The 16,037-nt window shown below is 36.9% G+C and carries 16 protein-coding genes and 2 pseudogenes; 8 read left to right on the top strand and 10 right to left on the bottom strand.

Translation table 11 applies throughout. The annotated features are described in order from the left end of the window. Position 1: 1 nt before the first annotated feature. The 4 genes from dnaX (at position 2) to hda (ending at position 4,943) form a co-directional block, all read left to right on the top strand. Positions 2–2,068, top strand: a complete 2,067-nt coding sequence (gene dnaX / locus AT683_RS06305; protein WP_011272715.1) for a DNA polymerase III subunit gamma/tau — start codon at positions 2–4, stop codon at positions 2,066–2,068. Positions 2,069–2,207: 139 nt separating this feature from the next. Then, complete coding sequence (gene upp, locus AT683_RS06300) at positions 2,208–2,834, top strand: uracil phosphoribosyltransferase (RefSeq protein WP_005657618.1); 627 nt, start codon at positions 2,208–2,210, stop codon at positions 2,832–2,834. 103 nt (positions 2,835–2,937) lie between these two features. After that, positions 2,938–4,182 (top strand): nucleobase:cation symporter-2 family protein, encoded by a 1,245-nt coding sequence (locus tag AT683_RS06295; RefSeq protein WP_005657620.1) that lies wholly within the window; start codon positions 2,938–2,940, stop codon positions 4,180–4,182. Positions 4,183–4,247: 65 nt separating this feature from the next. Beyond that, positions 4,248–4,943 carry a DnaA regulatory inactivator Hda gene (hda, locus tag AT683_RS06290; protein ID WP_011272716.1) on the top strand — a complete coding sequence of 232 codons (696 nt, stop codon included), beginning with the start codon at positions 4,248–4,250 and terminating at the stop codon, positions 4,941–4,943. Between the two features lie 28 nt (positions 4,944–4,971). On the opposite strand, the gene yciH is transcribed toward hda, so the two are convergent. The 7 genes from yciH to cmk all read right to left on the bottom strand — a co-directional run bounded on the left by yciH (position 4,972) and on the right by cmk (position 10,403). Continuing rightward, the gene (gene yciH, locus AT683_RS06285) at positions 4,972–5,292 is read right to left on the bottom strand and encodes a stress response translation initiation inhibitor YciH (RefSeq protein WP_038441050.1); all 321 of its coding nucleotides are present in this window, start codon (positions 5,290–5,292) and stop codon (positions 4,972–4,974) included. Positions 5,293–5,298: 6 nt separating this feature from the next. Further along, on the bottom strand, positions 5,299–5,991 hold the full coding sequence (pyrF, locus tag AT683_RS06280) for an orotidine-5'-phosphate decarboxylase (protein ID WP_005657628.1): 693 nt from the start codon (positions 5,989–5,991) through the stop codon (positions 5,299–5,301). A 23-nt stretch (positions 5,992–6,014) separates the two neighbouring features. Further along, positions 6,015–7,205, bottom strand: a complete 1,191-nt coding sequence (gene lapB, locus AT683_RS06275) for a lipopolysaccharide assembly protein LapB (RefSeq protein WP_005652936.1) — start codon at positions 7,203–7,205, stop codon at positions 6,015–6,017. Beyond that, positions 7,205–7,498: a LapA family protein gene (locus AT683_RS06270; protein WP_005652934.1), complete on the bottom strand. Its 294-nt coding sequence runs from the start codon at positions 7,496–7,498 to the stop codon at positions 7,205–7,207. The genes lapB and AT683_RS06270 overlap by 1 nt, the downstream gene beginning before the upstream one ends. A 74-nt stretch (positions 7,499–7,572) precedes the next feature. Then, entirely contained in the window at positions 7,573–7,857 is a 285-nt protein-coding gene (locus tag AT683_RS06265; RefSeq protein WP_011272718.1) for an integration host factor subunit beta, read from the bottom strand. 122 nt (positions 7,858–7,979) lie between these two features. Continuing rightward, the gene (gene rpsA, locus AT683_RS06260; protein WP_011272719.1) at positions 7,980–9,629 is read right to left on the bottom strand and encodes a 30S ribosomal protein S1; all 1,650 of its coding nucleotides are present in this window, start codon (positions 9,627–9,629) and stop codon (positions 7,980–7,982) included. 102 nt (positions 9,630–9,731) lie between these two features. Continuing rightward, on the bottom strand, positions 9,732–10,403 hold the full coding sequence (gene cmk, locus AT683_RS06255; protein ID WP_038441048.1) for a (d)CMP kinase: 672 nt from the start codon (positions 10,401–10,403) through the stop codon (positions 9,732–9,734). Positions 10,404–10,871: 468 nt separating this feature from the next. Here cmk and pdxS point away from each other — a divergent pair, with 468 nt between their 5' ends. Together pdxS and pdxT are read left to right on the top strand one after the other, a co-directional pair. After that, on the top strand, positions 10,872–11,747 hold the full coding sequence (gene pdxS, locus AT683_RS06250; RefSeq protein ID WP_005654219.1) for a pyridoxal 5'-phosphate synthase lyase subunit PdxS: 876 nt from the start codon (positions 10,872–10,874) through the stop codon (positions 11,745–11,747). Further along, a complete protein-coding gene (gene pdxT, locus AT683_RS06245; protein WP_005687358.1) occupies positions 11,748–12,326 on the top strand; it encodes a pyridoxal 5'-phosphate synthase glutaminase subunit PdxT in 579 nt (192 codons plus the stop codon). Between the two features lie 548 nt (positions 12,327–12,874). Here the strand turns inward: pdxT and dld are convergent. Further along, positions 12,875–14,569, bottom strand: coding sequence for a D-lactate dehydrogenase (gene dld, locus AT683_RS06240; protein WP_038441045.1), 1,695 nt, complete (start codon positions 14,567–14,569; stop codon positions 12,875–12,877). Positions 14,570–14,738: 169 nt separating this feature from the next. Here dld and AT683_RS09785 point away from each other — a divergent pair, with 169 nt between their 5' ends. Beyond that, the gene (locus tag AT683_RS09785; protein ID WP_219335594.1) at positions 14,739–14,939 is read left to right on the top strand and encodes a type I restriction endonuclease subunit R, EcoR124 family; all 201 of its coding nucleotides are present in this window, start codon (positions 14,739–14,741) and stop codon (positions 14,937–14,939) included. A 45-nt stretch (positions 14,940–14,984) separates the two neighbouring features. Here AT683_RS09785 and AT683_RS09905 read toward each other — a convergent pair. Next, positions 14,985–15,173 (bottom strand): annotated as a pseudogene (locus AT683_RS09905) (Hpt domain-containing protein); the annotation flags it as partial. Here AT683_RS09905 and AT683_RS09780 point away from each other — a divergent pair. Then, positions 15,174–15,391 (top strand): annotated as a pseudogene (locus AT683_RS09780) (IS3 family transposase); the annotation flags it as partial. A gap of 82 nt (positions 15,392–15,473) precedes the next feature. Here the strand turns inward: AT683_RS09780 and AT683_RS06230 are convergent. Further along, positions 15,474–16,025 carry an NlpC/P60 family protein gene (locus AT683_RS06230; RefSeq protein ID WP_005659678.1) on the bottom strand — a complete coding sequence of 184 codons (552 nt, stop codon included), beginning with the start codon at positions 16,023–16,025 and terminating at the stop codon, positions 15,474–15,476. Positions 16,026–16,037: the final 12 nt, after the last annotated feature.

Raw genomic sequence — 16,037 nt, 5'->3', positions numbered from 1 at the left:
GATGAGCTATCAAGTCTTAGCCAGAAAGTGGCGACCAAAAACATTTGCTGATGTCGTTGGGCAAGAACATATTATCACGGCATTAGCAAATGGATTAAAAGATAATCGACTACATCACGCTTACCTCTTTTCAGGCACGCGTGGTGTAGGAAAAACCTCTATTGCTAGATTATTCGCGAAAGGATTAAATTGTGTTCACGGTGTAACGGCAACGCCTTGTGGCGAATGTGAAAATTGTAAAACTATTGAGCAAGGCAATTTTATTGATTTAATTGAAATTGATGCGGCGTCTCGCACAAAAGTTGAAGACACGCGTGAATTATTGGATAACGTGCAATATAAACCAGTTGTGGGCAGATTTAAGGTTTACTTAATCGATGAAGTCCATATGCTATCTCGTCATTCATTTAATGCGTTGCTCAAAACTTTAGAAGAACCGCCCGAATATGTAAAATTTTTACTCGCGACAACAGATCCACAAAAACTACCTGTAACTATTCTTTCTCGCTGTTTACAATTTCATCTTAAAGCATTAGATGAAACTCAAATCTCCCAGCATCTTGCCCATATTTTGACGCAAGAAAATATTCCTTTTGAAGAGCCTGCATTAGTTAAACTTGCAAAAGCGGCGCAAGGAAGTATTCGTGATAGTTTAAGTTTAACGGATCAAGCCATTGCAATGGGCGACCGACAAGTTACGAATAATGTTGTAAGCAATATGTTAGGGTTGCTTGATGATAACTATTCTGTTGATATTTTATACGCCTTACACCAAGGCAATGGCGAACTCTTAATGCGAACACTGCAAAGAGTTGCAGATGCGGCAGGCGATTGGGACAAATTACTTGGCGAATGTGCAGAAAAATTACATCAAATTGCACTCATGCAACTTCTTCCACAAAAATCTTCAGATGACAATGAACATTTTTCATTTTTAGCCAAACATATCTCTCCAGAAGATGTTCAGTTTTTTTATCAAGTGATTGTTTCTGGTAGAAAAGATTTATCAAATGCGCCAAATCGTCGTATTGGAGCAGAAATGACATTATTGAGGGCATTGGCATTCCACCCAAAGTTCCTTACGGCAGTACCAAAGACTAACACTACAATTACTCCACCGCCATCAACGCCAAGTGCGGTTGAAAATACTGGTAATTATGTAGATGTGCCAGTACTGTCGCAAAGTATAAAATCAGCTTATTCTCAAGCAAAACCAAATAAAACGAGCATTCCAAATTTGGCAAGCCTTTCCGCTTTAGATGCGCTGGAACATTTAACACAACTCGAAAACCAAGAACGTCAAGAACACAAAGCTGAATCATTAGCTGTAGTAAGTGAAACTTTACATCACATCCAAGAACTGGATGAAGAAAAATCTCATAAAAAAATGACCGCACTTCCCGTGCGAGAAATGACTGAACCAAAGCCCAAGCACATAGAAAAACCAACATCACCACCAAATGCCGCACAAGCTCCACAAGAAAATAGCACAGAAGAAAATTCAAGTGATGATAATGCAGAAGTTGCTCAAGATGAACAAGAAATCTTGAGTGCTGACACCTATCGTTGGGAATGGAGCAATCCAGAACTTGCTAAAGCCGATACAGGCGTTCGTCCTTCTGATATAAAACAGGCGATTTTAAAAGATATTACGCCTGAATTACGTTTAAAAATCATCACCCAAACTCAACAACAAGATGAGTGGGCAGATATAGTTGAACGTTCTGGCGTAACAGGATTTAGCAAAGAATTAGCGTTAAATTGTTTCTTACAAAGCAAAACCGATGATGAAATCAATCTTGGACTACATTCAGAAAAATCTCATTTACGCCAAGACAGAAGTATAAAAAATTTGGTTGAAGCTTTAAGTAAATTGCAAGGTAAAGATATTCGATTAACAATCAATCTTGATGATAGCAATGTCGCGACGCCAATTGAATATCGCCGTAATATTTATCAAGCATTGCGGGAAAAAGCTCAAAATGAATTGCAAAAAGATAGCAAACTACAAATGTTGCTTAATGAATTCGATGCAAAATTAGATGTAGAGAGTATTCGACCAGTTTAAAAATATTGTGTTTTCCCCTCAAGATTTCCCTGCCAAATTTATAAAACCATCAGAATATTTTTATTAAGCTCTACCATTTTGTATGTTTTTAATCTAAAATTCGTCAATTTGTTTTTTAAGAGCCAAAAGGAGAGTGAAAATGAAACTAGTTGAAGTAAAACACCCACTTGTAAAACACAAACTAGGTGTGATGCGTGAAGCTGAGATTGATACAAAAAAATTCCGTGAACTGGCAACAGAAATTGGTAGCCTATTAACCTATGAAGCAACCTCTGATTTAGAAACTGAAAAAGTAACGATCAACAGTTGGAATGGCCCTGTAGAAATTGATCGAATTAAAGGTAAAAAAGTAACGGTTGTGCCAATTTTACGTGCTGGTTTAGGTATGATGGATGGTGTACTTGAACATGTACCAAGCGCGCGTATCAGTGTAGTGGGAATCTACCGTAATGAAGAAACCCTTAAGCCAGTCCCTTATTTTCAAAAATTAGCTAGCGATTTAGAAGAACGTCTTGCAATTGTTGTCGATCCAATGCTTGCAACAGGCGGTTCTATGATTGCCACCCTCGATCTTTTAAAAGCAAAAGGTTGTAAACATATCAAAGTATTAGTGTTAGTGGCTGCACCAGAAGGAATTAAGGCTCTTGAGGCTGCGCACCCTGACATTGAACTCTACTGCGCTTCTATTGATAGCCATTTAAATGAACAAGGTTACATTATTCCGGGTCTTGGTGACGCGGGCGATAAAATTTTTGGGACAAAATAATCCCCAAAACAAGACGGCATTTAAGCCGTCTTTTTTCCGTGCGTGAAACACAAGAAAAACTGACCGCACTTTTAAGTTAATTCAAACAGAGAGTTGAAACTAAATGACAAACCAAACTTCTTCTTTTCCTTCGGAAAATCAAAGCAAATTAAAACAATCTTTCGTTGGCCTACAAATGCTCTTCGTCGCATTTGGTGCGCTTGTTCTTGTACCATTAATTACAGGACTTGATTCCAATACGGCATTATTAACAGCAGGCGTTGGCACTCTACTTTTCCAATTTTGTACAGGCAAACAAGTGCCTATTTTCTTGGCATCATCTTTTGCCTTTATCGCGCCCATTCAATATGGTGTTCAAACTTGGGGTATTGCGACTACGATGGGCGGTTTAGCGTTTACTGGGCTTGTTTATTTCGCCTTGAGTACGTTAGTAAAATTACGGGGAGCAGAAGCACTACAACGTTTTTTCCCACCAGTGGTTGTTGGGCCAGTAATTATTATCATTGGCATGGGGCTTGCACCTATTGCGGTGGATATGTCATTAGGTAAAAACAGTAACTATGCTTATAACGACGCAGTATTAGTTTCAATGGTAACGCTTCTTACCACTTTATCTGTGGCTGTATTTGCCAAAGGATTGATGAAACTTATTCCAATAATGTTCGGTATTACCGTAGGCTATATTTTGTGTTTGTTTCTGGGTTTAATTAATTTCCAACCAGTTATTGATGCACCTTGGTTCAGTTTGCCCAAATTAACGACACCTGAATTTAACCTAGAAGCTATTCTTTATATGTTACCAATTGCTATTGCCCCTGCCGTAGAACACGTTGGTGGTATTATGGCGATTAGCTCTGTGACAGGTAAAGATTTTCTAAAAAAACCAGGATTACACCGCACTTTATTAGGCGATGGCGTCGCTACTGCTGCAGCTTCTTTAGTGGGCGGTCCGCCTAATACGACTTATGCGGAAGTTACTGGTGCTGTGATGCTAACACGCAACTTTAACCCAAATATTATGACTTGGGCTGCTGTTTGGGCTATTGCGATTTCATTCTGTGGAAAAGTAGGCGCATTCCTATCAACCATTCCAACGATTGTAATGGGTGGAATTATGATGCTTGTTTTCGGTTCAATCGCAGTCGTGGGCATTAGCACCTTAATTCGTGGCAAAGTTGATGTTACCGAAGCGCGTAATCTATGTATTATTTCTGTTGTAATGACATTTGGTATCGGCAATATGTTTGTAGATGTGGGTAACGTATCACTAAAAGGTATCAGCTTATGTGCGATTGTTGCTATCATCTTAAACCTTGTTTTACCGAAAGCAAAAAATGAAGTAGAATAATCCTCATTTCAAAGGGTTAAATTATCATTTAGCCCTTTCTTACTTAATCTGTACTACATAAACATTTGAATAAACAGCTTCCCTTACCCATTCATCAAATTAATGATGCCACATTAGAAAACTTTTACGGCGATAATAATCTTTTATTGCTTGATTCTTTACGCAAAAATTCATCTGATTTAAAACAACCGTTTTTCTACATTTGGGGAGATAAAGGCTCTGGTAAAACCCATTTACTTAGAGCATTCAGTAACGAATATTTAATCAATCAACGTACTGCTATTTATGTACCCCTTAGCAAATCTCAATATTTTTCTACCGCAGTTCTTGAAAATTTAGAACAGCAAGAATTGGTATGCTTAGATGATTTACAAAGCGTCATAGGAAATGATGAATGGGAATTAGCTATTTTTGATCTATTCAATCGAATTAAAGCAAGCGGAAAAACGCTGTTACTAATTAGTGCAGATAAATCGCCTTCCGCACTTTCTGTAAAATTACCTGATTTAAACTCTCGCTTGACTTGGGGCGAAATTTATCAATTAAATTCATTAACAGATGAACAAAAAGTCGAAGTACTACAGCATACAGCTTACCAACGAGGATTCCAATTATCTGACGAAACTGCAAATTTTTTAATTACACGACTAGCACGAGATATGCATACTTTATTTGAAGCACTTGATCTACTAGATAAAGCATCATTGCAAGCACAACGAAATCTCACAATTCCTTTCGTCAAAGAAATTTTAAATCTATAACAAAAAAGGCACTAATGTGCCTTTTTAATCATCCACCTGATAATTTAACTTTAAACCCTTTTTGCTCTAATAATTGCTTGAGCAAATCTCGTTTTTCCCCTTGAATTTCAATAATACCATTTTTAACTGATCCGCCACATCCACAACGTTTCTTTAATTCTGCAGCTAATTTTTTCAAATCCTCGTCAGATAAATCTAAACCAGTTATAACCGATACGCCAGCACCTTTCCTACCACTTGTTTGTTTTTGGATACGTACAACACCGTCTCCTTTTGGGCGAACTACAGAAGCCTTTTCCTCTTTAATTCGCCCCACATCTGTAGAATACACTAAAACAAAATCTGACATTTATGATTACCCAATAGATACATTAATAGAACGGAGAACCTCCGCAGGATTATCCGCTTGAGTTATAGGGCGTCCAATAACTAAATAATCTGAACCTGCACGAATTGCTGCAGTAGGCGTCATCACACGTCGTTGATCACCAAAATCAGTTCCTATTGGACGAATCCCCGGTGTAACTAATTTAAACTCTTTACCACAAGTATTACGTAAAATTTCAACTTCTTGAGGGGAACAGACTACACCATCTAAACCCGCCCGTTGGGTTAAATGAGCTAAGCGTAAAACTTGTTCCATTGGCGATGCATTAATCCCAATTTGTAATAAATCCAAATCTTCCATACTGGTTAATACCGTCACGGCAATAAGCAATGGTGCATCTTTCCCATAAGGTTCAAGAATTTTCTTCGCCTCTTCCATCATACGCAAACCACCACTTGCGTGTAAATCCACCATCCATACGCCTAAATCAGCAGCAGAACGAACTGCTCTTGCTACCGTATTTGGAATATCGTGATATTTAAGATCCAAAAAAACATCAAAGTTACGTTGATGTAATTGTTTTACAAAATTAATACCAAGTGTAGTAAACATTTCTTTACCCACTTTTAATCGACACAAACTTGGATCAATTTGATCAACTAAAGCAAGAGCCTCTGCTTCTTTCTCATAATCCAATGCCACAATAATTTTGCTTGTCATAATGTTACCTCACTGAGTATCAATTAATTATGTTCTTGATTTGAAACCGGTTTAATACTTTCCCATTGACGGCAAGATGGGCAATTCCACAATAGCTTATGAATTTGATAACCACAATTTGTACAACGATAAGGCGATGTTTGCTTAATCCTTTCGCCAACCATTTTATGTAATAAAATTAAGCTTTCTTTTCCCCGCCCGTCTTCTGCATCATCAATTTGATACTGCATAAAACGATGGAAAATTAAAGTACTTGGATTTTTTGTAAGTTGTTGATAAAGCTTAGCTTGCGCAGCAGACTTACCATCTTTTTCTTCAATTAATTTGACTAGAGCTAGTTCTACTTCATCATTATTAATAATTTGACCTGCACGAATTAAAAATAACTCAAAATTATCTAACTGATTTAATTCTTCATAACAATGTTTTAAAGGTGACAAAATTTCACCCGTATAATCTGGATTTTGCTCCAAAACATTTTCTAAAATTTCTACTGCTTGTTGATATTGACCATCAAGCATTGCTAAATTTGCAAGCAATAAAGAAGCGCGAACACAAGTCGGAGAAACCGACAAAGCCTTTTGTAAAACACTGCGTTTTTCAACCGCACTTTCAGGTTCTAAACTTTGTGAATATTCACAATAACATTGCGCAAGTTCAATATTATTCTCTTGTGGCTTTATTTTAGCGAGTTTTTCAGCAATATTGACTGCTTTTTTCCATTCTTTTGTTTTTTGATAAATCACTAAAAGTTGCTGTAAAGCATTTTCTGCAAATTCAGGTTCATCTACTAGTAAAATATAAAGATTCTCAGCTCGGTCAAAAAAACCAACCACCATAAAATCTCGAGCAAGCTGTTGTTTTGCAAGTAATTTTTGTTCAAAAGTATAATTAGGACTAAGATCTAAAGCTTGATGAATACGCAATGCACGATCAACTTCGCCTCGAGAACGAAACAGATTACCAAGTGTAAGCTCGGCTTCAAATTGGGAGTGGCTTTCGATTTCATTTTCGATTTCTTGCTTTTGCAACATATCTAAAAACAAATCTACAGCTTTATCAGTTTGATTAGAAAGTAAAAAATTCACTCCCGTAACATAATCTCGGGAGAGTTTATTACTTATGTCATCTTGATCTTTCTTCGCACTACGCCGCCCCATATACCAGCCATAGGCAGCAGCAATAGGCAATAATAGAAAGAGTAATTCTATCATTAAGCGACCTTATCGCGCGTAGTCGTCAATTCATTGATTTGTAAAGTCTGACGTTTCACTTGACGAGCTAGTGCCATATTTTTTAATTTTAACTTAATATAGAAAAAAGCAGTAATTAACCAACCAAGAATTAAACCTAACCCAAATAAAATTGCAACGAGGCTTGAAAGCTGAAACTGACTTTCTGCCACAATATAATTAAATGTAATAATCTGATCGTTATTCGCACCAATGGTAATTGCAACTAACACAATCGCAATAAAGATCACAATGCCTAAAATATATTTAATCATTTCATTTCCTTTAAAATATTTGTAACCCAAAATAAACTTTTTAATCAAAAATATTTTAATTAAATTTTAATCAATTAAGCCTGAACATCCACTCTAGCTTTTAATTCTTTACCCGCTTTAAAATATGGAACAGACTTAGCTGATAAGTTTACTGAATCGCCTGTTTTCGGATTTCTTCCCAAACGTGGTTGCCGATGATGTAAAGAAAAGCTACCAAAACCTCGAACTTCAACACGATCACCATTTTCAAGAGATTGAGAAATAAACTCTAAAATATCTTTTACCATATTTTCAATTTCTTTTGCAGATAAAGTTGGCTGTTTTGCTGACAATTTTTCCATAAGTTCTGACTTAGTCATCCTCTATACTTCCTTAATATTATTTAAATTAAGATCTATTGATAATAAATTACACAAATATATTAGCAATAACTCCTAACAAATAAGGCTGGACATCAGCCCAGCCTTATTACGTGAATTAATTATTCACCTTTAGCTGCTTTAAATGCTTCAGCCATTGCATTTGGAATAACAATATCTTCTTGTTTGTTATTTACACTTGCAACTGCCGCAGCTTCTTCAGCTTGATCTTTTGCTTTCACTGATAAGTGAACAATGCGAGATTTACGATCTACTCCAGTGTATTTCGCTTCAACCACATCGCCAATAGCTACTTCACTTGTTAAATCAGCAGAACGGATATAACCTTCAACACCACCTGCTAATTCAACTTTAGCACCTTTAGCATCTGCTTCAACAACAGTTGCAGATACTACCGCACCTTTTTTGTTGATTGCAACAAAGTTATTGAATGGATCTTCTTCAAGTTGTTTAATACCTAAAGAGATACGTTCTTTTACTGCATCAACAGCTAATACAACAGCTGACACTTCGTCACCTTTTTTGTATTGACGAACAGCTTCTTCGCCTGAAATACTCCAAGAAATATCAGATAAGTGAACTAAACCATCGATACCACCTTCAAGACCGATGAAGATACCGAAATCAGTGATAGACTTGATTTTACCCGTTACTTTATCGCCTTTGTTGTGAGTATCAGCAAATTGAGTCCAAGGGTTAGCTTTACATTGTTTTAAGCCTAAAGAAATACGACGACGTTCTTCATCAATTTCTAATACCATTACTTCTACAGTATCGCCTAAGCTAACCACTTTAGATGGGTGGATATTTTTATTAGTCCAATCCATTTCAGAAACGTGAACTAAACCTTCAACGCCATCTAAGATTTCAACGAAACAGCCATAGTCAGTTAAGTTAGTTACTTTACCTGTTAATTTGCTGTTTACTGGATGATTTTCAGCAATTGCAGCCCAAGGATCTTGACCTAATTGTTTTAAGCCTAAAGATACGCGAGTACGATCTTTATCGAATTTTAATACTTTAACAGTTACTTCATCGCCAACATTTACGATTTCACTTGGGTGTTTAACACGTTTCCAAGCCATATCTGTGATGTGTAATAAACCATCAACACCACCAAGATCAACGAATGCACCGTACTCAGTTAAGTTTTTAACGATACCTTTAACTTCTGAACCTTCAACAAGATTTTCTAATACTTGTTCACGTTCTTGGCTGTTTTCAGATTCAATTACTGCACGACGAGAAACAACAACGTTGTTACGTTTTTGATCTAATTTGATTACTTTGAATTCTAATTCTTTACCAAGTAAGTGATCTGCTTCACGCGCTGGACGAGTATCAACTAAAGAACCTGGTAAGAATGCACGAACACCGTTTAACTCAACTGTGAAGCCACCTTTCACTTTGCCGTTGATTAAACCGATAACGGTCGCTTTTTCTTCGTAAGCTTTTTCTAATTCAATCCAAGATTCGTGACGAACAGCTTTCTCACGAGAAAGTTTAGTTTCGCCGAAACCATCTTCAACTGCATCTAAAGCAACATTTACAGTATCGCCAACTTGGATTTCAAGTTCGCCTTGTGCATTTAAAAATTCAGCAACTGGAATTGCAGACTCAGATTTTAAACCTGCATCAACAAGCACAAAGCCTTTTTGGATAGCTACTACAGTACCGCTAACGATTGAACCTTGACGAGTTTCAAGGCCTTTTAATGATTCTTCAAAAAGTTGAGCAAAAGATTCTGACATATAAATAATCTTCTTAATTTAAGTTAATAACATCCACATTAAAATCCATAAAATGCGGGGTTGAGGATAAATGCTTATTCTTCCTTGAACAAACAGTTAAATCTAAACTGATACCTTTTCTTGAATATAAGACAACGCCTGATCGATCACTTCATTGATACTCAAGGCTGTGCTATCCAATAATAAAGCATCATCCGCTGGTTTTAGCGGCGCAACTTCACGATTTCTATCACGAAGATCACGCTCTTTTATCTCGGCTAAAATCTGTGCAAAGTTACCATTTATTCCTTTATTTTGCAACTGTTTATAGCGTCTTTTTGCACGTTCTTCAGCACTTGCATCTAAAAATAATTTTACTTGTGCATTTGGGAATACAACTGTTCCCATATCTCTACCATCCGCAATTAATCCATCATTTTTCGCAAAATCTTGCTGAAGTTGTAATAAAGCTGACCGCACTTTTTGAAAAACTGCTACTTTTGACGCAGCATCTGCCACTTCTTGCGTGCGAATTAAACGGCTCACATCCATTCCTGCAAGCAAAATGTTTACCTCGCCATTTTGAGGAATAAATTGAATATCTAAATGACGTGCTAATTCTGCTAAATCTGTTTCATTTGTTAGATCAGTTTTACGTTGCAACGCTGCCAATGCAGTAACGCGATAAATCGCCCCACTATCCAACAGTGCATAGCCCAACTTTTCAGCCAACGCGTAACAAAGCGTCCCTTTCCCAGCACCACTAGGCCCATCAACAGTAATAATCATTCCCATACAAATTATCCTTTCATTATCAAAATTTTGCGCATTATAGAGACAATTTCCCCTCATTACCATCCTAGAGATTATTACTAGCTTCCATGTTTTGTATGGCTTATCTAATAAAGTTAATTTCACAAGCTCTAGGAAAGCGTAAACTCCCTTTCAAGCTTTTTCTTAAATTTCAGAAAATCTAACCACATAGAAAAAGGTTTTTAAAAACATTTCAAGGTTTTTTTAATAACTATTGTGGCACTTAAGGACGAAATTCTTTCAGCTAAAGTAGCTCTTTTTTCTATTATTAAATTGGACAATCCTTCTGACGTTCTACACTTCGTTTATACAAAAAACTGAAATTAAGCACACTAGACATTATGCCTTTTAATATATACGCATTTTTTCAAACTTGTTCTAAAGACTTTTCTACATTACAATAAAAAACGTAGCTATCAATATAAATAACCAAATAATGAGGACAAAGAAATGGCTGAAAATCGTTATGAACTAAATAAAAACTTAGCACAGATGCTCAAAGGTGGTGTTATCATGGATGTTCAAAACCCTGAACAAGCTCGCATTGCAGAAGCTGCTGGTGCAGCTGCAGTGATGGCTTTGGAACGAATTCCTGCAGATATTCGTGCTGTTGGAGGTGTCTCTCGAATGAGCGATCCTAAGATGATCAAGGAAATCCAAGGAGCAGTTAGCATTCCAGTTATGGCAAAAGTTAGAATTGGACATTTCGTTGAGGCTCAGATTTTGGAAGCTATTGAAATTGACTATATCGATGAGAGTGAAGTGCTTTCTCCAGCTGACAACCGTTTCCATGTGGACAAGAAAGAATTCCAAGTACCTTTTGTATGTGGTGCCAAGGATTTGGGCGAGGCCTTGCGTCGTATCGCTGAAGGGGCTTCAATGATTCGTACAAAAGGAGAACCAGGAACAGGAGATATCGTCCAAGCTGTTCGCCATATGCGCATGATGAGTCAAGAAATTCGTCGCATTCAAAATTTACGTGAGGACGAGCTCTATGTTGCGGCCAAAGATTTACAAGTTCCTGTAGAATTGGTTCAATACGTCCATAAGCATGGGAAATTGCCAGTTGTCAACTTCGCAGCTGGAGGAATTGCAACTCCAGCAGATGCGGCCTTGATGATGCAACTTGGCGCAGAGGGTGTCTTTGTTGGTTCAGGTATTTTTAAGTCAGGAGATCCTATAAAACGTGCTAGCGCTATTGTCAAAGCTGTAACTAACTATCGAAATCCACAAATCCTAGCACAAATCTCCGAAGATTTAGGTGAAGCCATGGTTGGTATCAATGAAAATGAAATCCAAATTCTCATGGCTGAGCGAGGAAAATAAATGAAAATCGGAATATTAGCTCTACAAGGTGCCTTTGCGGAACATGCACGAATGCTAGAAAAATTAGGAATTGAAAGTGTCGAACTGAGAAATTTAAAAAATTTTCAACAACATTACAGTGATTTATCAGGTTTGATTCTACCTGGCGGTGAGTCCACCGCCATAGGAAAACTTTTAAGAGAGCTGTATATGCTGGAACCGATAAAACAAGCTATCTCTTCTGGCTTTCCTGTCTTTGGAACTTGTGCTGGTTTGATTCTGTTGGCTAAAGAGATTACTTCTCAGAAAGAGAGTCATTTTGGAACAATGGACATTGTGGTTGAGAGGAATGCCTATGGACGCCAATTGGGAAGTTTCTATACAGAAGCAGATTGCAAAGGGGTTGGTAAAATTCCTATGACTTTTATCAGAGGACCTATCATCAGTAGTGTTGGTAAAAAAGTCAATATTCTTGCAACGGTAAATAATAAAATCGTTGCAGCCCAAGAAAAGAATATGCTGGTAACATCATTTCATCCTGAATTAACAAATAACTTGAGTTTGCATAAGTACTTTATCGATATATGTAAAGTAGCATAAACCATTATCTGCATATCTGCCCTCCCTAGGAAACAAACCATATTGTAGCAATGAGAGCAGATAATTTTCATCAAAAAACCGAACAGTTACTAGACTTAAAACCGAATGCAAGGTAGGATAAGGTTGAACAAAAACAAAATTTCTTGTTGTATTGACGAGAGCAAACGCCACTTCGTAATTGGGCTTTCCCCAAAACGAACCAAAATCAACAATCCTAAAGACATTACACACCATTGAGTATTTACAAGGTTTCAATGCGGACTGAATCATCTATGAAAGCACCGACGGCTTGGATCTTACGATTGCCAAAATATTATATCAAGCAGCCTTTTTCGTGCTCATTGCCAATCCACGACAAATCAATCACTTTACAATGTCACATTTAGTAACCAACAATTACTGTACAAGTGTAGACTGGAATAAGTCAAATAATTTTGCGGTAAACATCAGATAATTTGCTGACCTTATTTTGATGAGTTGGCTCTATCTAAGAAGAGGAAATAATAAACAAGCGGTCACATTTGACATCTTGTTTGCATTTTAGAGGTTTATTCCGCCCAGTATTTTTTCCTCGTCGTTTTACCAATACCTGGATTAAAGCTATTGGTTGGATCCAACTCTTTATAGAATTTTCTCAAGGTTGGTTTAGCCTCGTATAAATGCCCTACATTGTGTTCGGCTGGGTATTGCACACCACGCTTGTCAAGTAATTTCAACATTTCGTATTCTAGTTCTTCATAATCATAACCTTTTTTTACAATGTAATCTTGGTGAAAGACATGGCACATAAAATGTCCGTAGTAAAGTTTAGAGATAATTCTGTTATCAATTTCTGGCGGTAACACTTCAAACCAATCTTGATCATTGCGACGTAATGCAACATCTAAAGCAACTATTTCTTCTACTTCTTTTTCGTGAATTGCACGATAACGAATTGCAGCACTTGCAACAGCGAAACGATGAAGCATTGCTGCTTGGGTTTCGATTGCATTACATTCAAAATAGCCACCTTTTGAGCCATCTGCAATGTAGGATTCCAAATATTCACGGGCTTCTTGAATGCCTTTTCCACCCATTTTGATAATTAAGTGATGCTCGTATTTGTTGCGATAATCCCATAAGCTTTGTGGAAGATGTTCTGGGATGAATTTAGACACAGTTTGCATAAGTTTATCGCTTAAATGTTGTGGTAAAAAGAAGAATTTTTTGCCGATGCGATCCACGTTTGATTTTAAGGAAAAGAGTTTTGGTAGCCAATGTGTACCAAACTTTTTAATGACCCAAAAGGTATCTTTGCCATATTTTGCTGCGATGTCAAATGCATCACGATGGATATATTCACCTGAAATGGGTAGCACTTCGAAGTTTACTAACATGTGGCGACGAATATCGCTCAACACAGAAGTTTGATTGGTGCCGATATAGAAAACAGCCGTCTCTTTTTCAAGCGGAAAGGTGTCTAAACGAACCGCAAAGACAGCAAGTTTTCCTGCACAGCCTGAGGCTTCATAGTGGCGAGCTGGGTCGGCATTAAAACGAGCAGGGGAGCCTTCATCAACTTGACGAACATAGTTGCAGTAGTAATGGTCGTGACCATGTCCGCAATCTTGTCGAATATCTTTAACCTGATAACGTTTTTCTTGTAGATTAGTTAAAATTTCTTCAGGAGTTTCTCCTAAATCAATGCCTAAATGATTTTTTAGTTCTAATTCACCTTTTTCATTAAGTTGAGCGTAAAGTGCCATTTCTGTATAGGCTGGTCCACGTTGAACTAATGCTCCACCTGAGTTGTTACAAATCCCACCAATAACTGATGCGCCAATGCAAGATGAGCCAATAACAGAGTGGGGTTCACGACCAAACGGTTTAAGTTGATTTTCTAATTCATTGAGTGTAGAGCCTGGTAAGCAAATAACTTGGGAAGCGTTATTGATGAGTTGGATTCCGTCAATTCGCATTGTATTGATGACGACAATATCGCGATCATAATCATTGCCATCTGGTGTAGAGCCACCAGTTAAACCTGTATTCGCCGCTTGGTTTATAACAATAACATCATGTTCAACGCAAACTTTTACAATGTTCCAAAACTCAAGTAGAGTGGCAGGGCGAACAACAGCTAGGGCGTTTCCTGTTCCAAATCGATAACCACTTCGATAAGCTTCTGTTTTAGTTGGATCAGTAATAATATAACGAGATCCAACAATATCGGTCAGTCGTGAAATGAGTTGTTGAACAGACATTTTATTATCCTCTTGTTATAAGAATTAGTAGTACTATAACAGAATAATTCCCATTTGGATAAGGACATTTTAGGCTTTAATCGGTGTTTTTTTGGAATTGCTCTGCATATAAAGAAAATTCTCTCTTTATGATAGGTTCAGTGCTGTATGGGTATTTCAATCACTCAATATCAGCAATGCAAAATCCGTTGAAACCTTTAAAGATAAAGAAAAATATTATTTAACAAACGAAACTTTTACTGAAATACAACCTATTGATATGCCAAACGAACGTAATATTCAAAATTATCACTCGACTTACAACAACATTCGGGATTGGCTTGGTTATCAAAAAGCTGGCGAGGAAAAAGCAAAGTCGACCATCAATTAGGAATTGGGATGAGGTAGTTTTTGAAGTGAATTTTAAGCACAATAAAAAAACATCAGAATTTTTAGCCGCACTTTCTAAAGTATCCGCTAATTTACATAAATGATTTAACCCTACCTATGCTGCTACTCTTTTAATTTTATGAACAGTATTTTCTGTTTCTTTCATATTATCTTTTGATAATTGAGTAAGATAATTAGGCATGGTTTGTTTGAATAAAGATAAATTTTTTAAAATTTACATTCCGACCAAGGTTGGCAATATCAGATGATAGATTATCAACACATACTCAGGGAGAATGGCATTCAAAGTATGTGAAGGGAAATTGTTTAGATAACAGTAGAATGGAAAGCTTCTTTAGATGTTTTAATAACTGGAAAAAAAGCTCCATGAGCGTATTCAGAAGAGGCTAAAGACTGAGTCCTGTAAATGACAGAACTCAGTCCTTGAGCTAAATAAGTCTAACTTTTTGGGGTCAGATCATTTATCAATAAACTGATCAAAAAAACCGAACTTAATGTTCGGTTTTCTTCTTCATTACATAATACGACGCGATTGAGTGTAGGTTCTAGCCCAATATTTTTCATCAAGGGAACTTATTGTCACGCCTTGCCCTGTACTTGCGTGCATAAATTGGTTATTACCAATATAAACACCAACGTGATTATTTTTACGGAAGAAAACTAAATCGCCTTTTTTAAGTTCTGATTTATTAATTTTTCTACCTAAATGACGCTGTTCAGCCGTAGAACGAGGCAATTCAATACCAAAAACTTCAGAAAAAGTAGTTTGCATAAATGCTGAACAATCAATACCACGTTTAGTCGTACCGCCCATACGATAGCGAGTGCCAACCCATTCATTATAAACACTGGCTAGAGCCTTATCGCCCATCAAAGCAGAGGAACGGTTTGTTCTCACTTTGTGAAAAATGCCTGTTCGATTATCTTTTTCTAAATTATTAATTAAACCAGTTAATTGAATATCATCATTTTCTGAAATAACCTGATGACTTACCGTTCGTGGTGCATTAGAACAAGCGGTTGCTAATACAGCTAAACCAATAATAACTAAAATTCTTTTCAACATAATTTCAAATAA

Origin of the sequence: Haemophilus influenzae, assembly GCF_001457655.1 — a bacterium.
In the GTDB taxonomy this organism is placed as follows: Bacteria; Pseudomonadota; Gammaproteobacteria; order Enterobacterales; family Pasteurellaceae; genus Haemophilus; species Haemophilus influenzae.
The sequence above is the reverse complement of the archived record's forward strand: the minus strand, read 5'-3'. Positions and strand labels throughout refer to the sequence as shown.

Coding starts and splice junctions, on each gene's coding strand:
- AT683_RS06270 (WP_005652934.1), bottom strand. CDS start 7,498: ATGATTAAATATATTTTAGGCATTGTGATCTTTATTGCGATTGTGTTA.
- dnaX (WP_011272715.1), top strand. CDS start 2: ATGAGCTATCAAGTCTTAGCCAGAAAGTGGCGACCAAAAACATTTGCT.
- AT683_RS06295 (WP_005657620.1), top strand. CDS start 2,938: ATGACAAACCAAACTTCTTCTTTTCCTTCGGAAAATCAAAGCAAATTA.
- rpsA (WP_011272719.1), bottom strand. CDS start 9,629: ATGTCAGAATCTTTTGCTCAACTTTTTGAAGAATCATTAAAAGGCCTT.
- pdxS (WP_005654219.1), top strand. CDS start 10,872: ATGGCTGAAAATCGTTATGAACTAAATAAAAACTTAGCACAGATGCTC.
- cmk (WP_038441048.1), bottom strand. CDS start 10,403: ATGGGAATGATTATTACTGTTGATGGGCCTAGTGGTGCTGGGAAAGGG.
- AT683_RS06230 (WP_005659678.1), bottom strand. CDS start 16,025: ATGTTGAAAAGAATTTTAGTTATTATTGGTTTAGCTGTATTAGCAACC.
- dld (WP_038441045.1), bottom strand. CDS start 14,569: ATGTCTGTTCAACAACTCATTTCACGACTGACCGATATTGTTGGATCT.
- lapB (WP_005652936.1), bottom strand. CDS start 7,205: ATGATAGAATTACTCTTTCTATTATTGCCTATTGCTGCTGCCTATGGC.
- upp (WP_005657618.1), top strand. CDS start 2,208: ATGAAACTAGTTGAAGTAAAACACCCACTTGTAAAACACAAACTAGGT.
- AT683_RS06265 (WP_011272718.1), bottom strand. CDS start 7,857: ATGACTAAGTCAGAACTTATGGAAAAATTGTCAGCAAAACAGCCAACT.
- yciH (WP_038441050.1), bottom strand. CDS start 5,292: ATGTCAGATTTTGTTTTAGTGTATTCTACAGATGTGGGGCGAATTAAA.
- pdxT (WP_005687358.1), top strand. CDS start 11,748: ATGAAAATCGGAATATTAGCTCTACAAGGTGCCTTTGCGGAACATGCA.
- pyrF (WP_005657628.1), bottom strand. CDS start 5,991: ATGACAAGCAAAATTATTGTGGCATTGGATTATGAGAAAGAAGCAGAG.